The following is a 5,793-nucleotide window of genomic DNA, read 5'->3' on the forward strand; positions in this document are numbered from 1 at the left end:
TACGTATTGCTAAGGTTAACGACGGTTAGATTCACCTCTTACACAGCACCTGACACAATAATGGCAGGCTTCAAAAAACTTATATTTGTGCAGTTGATCTCTTGGCTTCTGTTTTCACTTGTTGGTGTATTTTTCTTTGCGACAAGCTTTGATTCAGCAGTGTCAAAAGCACAGCAAAGTGCACAAGTAATGGTGACTCAGTATATAAAAGAAAAAACCATGGCAGAGGTCACCCCTCAGCATATTCGTCAGGCTCTGGCGAATGGTAATGTGTTTTCAACCTTCATTGTTAGAGATTTTAATGGTGACACAGTTTTAAACGTTAATACCCATAGTCCATTACCTTTTATCGCTGAAATTATCGAATCAAATATTAATGCTATTCGCCCGCAATTTGCTGTGAATGTGACCAAAGACATTAAAATTGAATTCATTATTAATGCACAAAGTCAGGCGCAACTTCTACAGCAAGCTGTCATCATGATGTTTCTTATCACCGCCCTACTCGCATTTATTCCTGTCCTCTATATGAAAGCAATTTATAAACGCTTAAATCGTAATGTCAGTATGACTGTTGCTGATGCGGTAGATATGTACATTACTCAAAACCAGGTGACCGACAGCATAGAAAATGACTTTAACGCAGGTAAGGTACAAGCGCTGGGTGCAGAGCTTGCGCCTTCTTTCAATCGTCTAGCGCATTTCTTAAAGAGTAAACAAGAAGATATTCAGAGTGCCGCACAAAGTATAAAGCAAGAAGCTTATAAAGATGAGGTGCTGTGTAAGAGGTGAATCTAACCGTCGTTAACCTTAGCAATACGTAACTGAACGAGTAGGTTACACATAAGAAATAACACTAATTGCCAGGGAAAAATGGCTTTATCTCAGGTAAGGTCGAACAGCACCTCAAGAAATCCTAATTTAGTAGTGATCAAACATGGCGTACAAGGCTCATTTGCTTTTGATAAAGCAGGTGAAGTATATGAAGGAAAAGCATTTAAAGCGAATGTTGTAAAAACATTCGGTGCAGGTGATTCATACGCAGCTGCCTTTATCTATGCACTTGTTACAGGTAAATCTGTAGCGGAAGCACTTCAATATGGCGCGGCATCTGCAGCAATTGTTGTTAGTAGTCATAGTTCGTCAGAAGCCATGCCAACTGTAGAAAAAATAGAACAGTTAATCAAAGAACAAGCTTAAGGTGGTGGTAAAAATGGTCAATACAGTGAGATTAACAACAGGTGAAGCAATCGTTAAGTTTTTAACACAGCAATACATTTACGTTGATGGCGAAGAAACACGATTTGTTGAAGGTGTAATGAATATCTTTGGCCATGGGAACGTACTTGGTATAGGTGAAGGATTGTCAAAATATCAAGATGAATTGAAAGTGATTCAAGGTAAAAACGAACAAGGTATGGCACACGCTGCAATTGGTTTCAGTAAACAAAGTCTAAGGAAGAAAATTTTTGCAGTAACGACTTCTGTTGGACCTGGTTCAGCTAATCTTGTGACTGCAGCAGGCACAGCGGCTGCCAACCATATTCCAGTGTTATTCCTTCCGGGTGATACATTTGCATCACGCCAACCAGATCCAGTATTACAACAAATAGAAAATCCTCAAAGTATTGGGATAACAACAAATGATGCACTTAAACCAATATCTAGATATTTTGACCGTATAACACGACCAGAGCAAATAATGTCGGCACTTATTAGAGCATTAGAAGTTATGACAAATCCGCAAACGGCTGGACCAGTTACACTAGCGTTGAGTCAGGATGTACAAGGAGAAGTATTCGATTTCCCAGAGACTTTCTTTGAAAAACGTGTACATTATGTCGATAGATTAGAACCATCTGAGCGGGCGATTGAACGTGCTTGCGAAGTGTTAAAAGCAGCTAAAAAGCCTTTAGTTATTGTTGGAGGTGGCGCTAAGTATTCAGAAGCACACATTGAAATCAAACAACTCATTGAAGCGCATAAAATACCTATGGCCGAAACACAAGCTGGTAAATCAACGATAGAAGCTTCTCACCCATTAAATTTAGGCGGTTTAGGTGTTACAGGCAATTTAGCAGCGAATGTTTATGCTAAAGATGCTGATGTCATTGTAGGAATTGGGACAAGATATTCTGATTTTACAACGAGTTCGAAGACAGCTATTAACTTTGAAACTGCCCAATTGATCAATATTAATATCAATAGAGTAGATGCATATAAGTTAGATGCAACACAAGTAGTGGGTGACGCCAAAGTGTCTGTGGCAAAACTCATGAGCGCACTAGGAGAACATCAATTTGATATCACTGAGGCCGTTAATAGTATTAAACAACAGTGGAACAGTGAACGTGCTAGATTGGCAGAAATTAATATTAATGTAGAGGATTATACACCTGAAATTGCCAATCATTTTGATCATGTAAAGATTAAGCAATACGTAGAAGCATTACAGACTGAGTTACCACAAACAAATGCATTAATTGCAGTAAATCGGACAATAGCTAAAAATGCAATCATTGTTGCAGCAGCAGGTTCTTTGCCAGGCGATTTAGAAAGATTGTGGGAAACAGATGATTTCAATACGTATCACATGGAATATGGTTACTCAACTATGGGTTATGAAATTGGTGCAGCAGTTGGTGCTAAGATTGCAGAACCTGATAAAGAAGTCTATGCGCTAATAGGGGATGGTAGTTTCCTTATGCTGCACTCTGAATTAATCACTGCACTCCAGTATAACTATAAAATTAATATTATTTTATTTGATAACAGTGGCTTTGGATGTATTAACAATTTACAAATGGATAATGGTAGCGATAGTTTCTGCACAGAATTCACAGATTTTAGTGGTAAACCATTAAACATAGATTATCAAAAAGTAGCTGAGGGTTATGGCGCGAAATCTTATAAAATCAATGATGTGAAAGCACTGACAGAAGTGATTGAGCAAGCTAAAGAAGAAACTAAATCTACGTTAATAGAAATTAAAACATTGCCCAAAACAATGACAGATGGATATGAATCATTTTGGAATGTAGGTGTTTCAGAGCATAGTGACAAAGCATCCATACAAGAAGCATTTTCAAATAAAGAAAAAATAATGAAAAACGCAAAACATTACTAAAGCGGGTGGAAAAGCTATGACAAAAATTAAAATAGGACAAGTGGGTCTCGGTAGATTAGGTCAAGTTCATGCATCAAATATTGTAAATCATGTTAATGATGCCGAATTATATGCAGTCGCAAGTGTAGTAGATGAAGAGCTAGTATACGCGAAAGAAAAATTAGGCGTTCAACATTGTTATAAATCCTATAGTGAAATGATAAATAATGACCAACTTGACGCCGTTGTTATTGTTTCTCCAAGTGGGTTTCATGCAGTGCAAATTACTCAAGCTCTTGAAAAAGGTTTGCATGTTTTCTCTGAAAAGCCAATCGGATTAGAGTTAGAGAATATTAGACAAGTCGTAGATAAAATAGATGACAATCCAGATATAGTATTTCAATTAGGATTTATGCGTAGATTTGATGAATCTTATTTATATGCAAAAGAAGCAGTGGAAAATGGAAGCTTAGGAAAGATTACAGCAATGCGTTGTTATGGTATTGATCCTAGTGTAGGGTTAGATAGTTTTATACAATTTGCTAAAAATAGTGCAAGTGGCGGTATCTTCTTAGACATGTCAATACATGATATTGATTTAGTAAGGTGGTTCACCGGTTCAGAATTTAAAACGGTTTATTCCCTAGGAAATAATATTGCAGCACCTGAATTATCTGAATGTGAAGAACTAGAAACTGGTGCATGTTTATCAGAATTAGAAGATGGCACTATCGCATATTTTTTAGCAGGAAGAAACGCCAAGCATGGTTATCATGTCGAAACAGAAATAATAGGAACAGAGGGCATGATAAGAATTGGTAACGCACCAGAAAAAAATTTAGTAACTTTATATGATAAAAATGGTGTTGTAAGGCCTACATCAGGTCATTTTCCTGAAAGATTTAGATTTGCTTTTATTAATGAATTAAATACATTTGTACAATCAATAAGAAATAAAGAAAAAGCTTCTGTTACAGGTGTGGACGGTTTGAAAAATACAGAGGTAGCCATTGCTATGCAATCATCCTTCGAATCTAAGAAGGTTATTACGTTATGAGGTGAAAAGAATGACTAGAAATATTCGTTACGCATGTGCTCCAATCGCATGGACGAATGATGATATGCCCGAATTAGGCAGTAGCAATTCATTCGAACAATGTATTAGTGAAATGGCGTTAGCTGGATACGAAGGTACAGAAATAGGTAATAAATATCCAAGAGATCCTGAAAAGTTCTAAAGTCTTATCTTGAGCCACGTGGTTTATCGGTAGCAAGCGCATGGATTAGTTTATATTTAACTTCTAAACCATATGAAGTGACAGAAACAGCATTTATAAAACATAGAGACTTTCTTTGTGAAATGGGAGCTAAAGTAATTGTAGTATCTGAGCAAGGCAATAGTATTCAAGGAAGGTTAGATAAAGCATTGTTTAAAGATAAGCCTATTTTCAACGATAAAGAATGGGGTTTGTTAATAGATGGTTTGGAAAAGTTAGGAAAACTTGCTCAAGAAAAAGGTATGGAAATTGTATATCACCATCATATGGGAACAGGTATACAAACTACAGAAGAAATAGACAAATTAATGGAACAAACAAATAAAGATAACGTCTCTCTCTTATTTGATACCGGTCATCTTGTAGTTTCCGGAGAAAATCCTATAGAGATTTTTAATAAATATGAAGATAGGATTAAACATATCCACTTTAAAGACGTGAGACAAGAAGTTAAAGAGGCAGTAGATACAGGTAATCAATGTTTTTTAGACGGCGTTAGAAAAGGTATGTTCACTGTACCTGGTGACGGTGTGATTGATTTTGAACCTATTCTAAATCTTATATATCAGTCAAGTTATAGTGGTTGGATTGTTGTTGAAGCTGAACAGGATCCAGCTATAGCAAATCCATTTATCTACGCTAAAAAAGCAAAAGAATATATGTCTCAATTTCAATAAAATCAAACAATATATAAGGGTGGGAGTAATTTAAGCTCCAAAAGGGGAGAGAGTTATCATGAGTATGTTTGCAATAATTTCATTTATTACAGTAGTTCTACTAATAGGTTTATATGCGTTTTTAAGAAGTAGAAAAATCAATACTAAAAATTCTGATGGCTACTTCATGGGTGGTAGAAGTCTAACAGGTTTTACCATTGCTTCTACAATTATCATGACGAACTTATCTACTGAACAAATAGTAGGACAAAACGGTCAAAGTTTTATGGCAGGTATGGAAGTAATGGCGTGGGAAGTAACTGCTGCAGTAGCTATTGTTATATTAGCACTTTTGTTTTTACCAAGGTATTTTAAATATGGTGTAGACACAATATCAGATTTTATTGAAATGAGATTTGATACGTTTACTTAGAGACTGGTATCGTTACTATTCATATTTACATATGTTGTGTCATTTTTACCAGTTGTACTATACTCAGGCGCTCTAGTATTTAATAAAATTTTTAATATTGGTGAAATTTTAAATGTTAGCGATATGACTGCTGTTGTATTAATTTCTACATTTATAGGTATTTTCGGGAATTATATATTTATTTATCGGCGGCCTTTCTTTAAGTGCTCACAGTGACTCTATATATGGTATTGGACTGATAATAGGCGGACTTGCTATACCTTTTTTAGGATTGGTCATGTTTAGGTGCTGTTCTACTTTTTATATTAAGCCATTAACCTT

General features: G+C 35.8%; 6 protein-coding genes and 1 pseudogene. All 7 read left to right on the plus strand.

The genetic code is table 11. The annotated features are described in order from the left end of the window. A pseudogene (locus ACXAC4_RS28130) lies at window positions 1–792 on the plus strand (diguanylate phosphodiesterase); the annotation flags it as partial. Window positions 793–873: 81 nt separating this feature from the next. Further along, a complete protein-coding gene (locus ACXAC4_RS28135) occupies window positions 874–1,200 on the plus strand; it encodes a PfkB family carbohydrate kinase (protein ID WP_475168682.1) in 327 nt (108 codons plus the stop codon). A 13-nt stretch (window positions 1,201–1,213) separates the two neighbouring features. After that, window positions 1,214–3,127: a 3D-(3,5/4)-trihydroxycyclohexane-1,2-dione acylhydrolase (decyclizing) gene (iolD, locus tag ACXAC4_RS28140; RefSeq protein ID WP_070657077.1), complete on the plus strand. Its 1,914-nt coding sequence runs from the start codon at window positions 1,214–1,216 to the stop codon at window positions 3,125–3,127. A gap of 16 nt (window positions 3,128–3,143) precedes the next feature. After that, on the plus strand, window positions 3,144–4,163 hold the full coding sequence (locus ACXAC4_RS28145; protein WP_475168688.1) for a Gfo/Idh/MocA family protein: 1,020 nt from the start codon (window positions 3,144–3,146) through the stop codon (window positions 4,161–4,163). Window positions 4,164–4,173: 10 nt separating this feature from the next. Then, complete coding sequence (locus ACXAC4_RS28150) at window positions 4,174–4,344, plus strand: hypothetical protein (RefSeq protein ID WP_475168691.1); 171 nt, start codon at window positions 4,174–4,176, stop codon at window positions 4,342–4,344. Window positions 4,345–4,388: 44 nt separating this feature from the next. Continuing rightward, window positions 4,389–5,060: a myo-inosose-2 dehydratase gene (gene iolE / locus ACXAC4_RS28155; RefSeq protein ID WP_475168698.1), complete on the plus strand. Its 672-nt coding sequence runs from the start codon at window positions 4,389–4,391 to the stop codon at window positions 5,058–5,060. Between the two features lie 58 nt (window positions 5,061–5,118). After that, entirely contained in the window at window positions 5,119–5,472 is a 354-nt protein-coding gene (locus ACXAC4_RS28160) for a sodium:solute symporter family transporter (RefSeq protein WP_475168694.1), read from the plus strand. Window positions 5,473–5,793 lie beyond the last annotated feature (321 nt).

Source organism: Pseudoalteromonas sp. AWM4_233 (genome assembly GCF_056158285.1).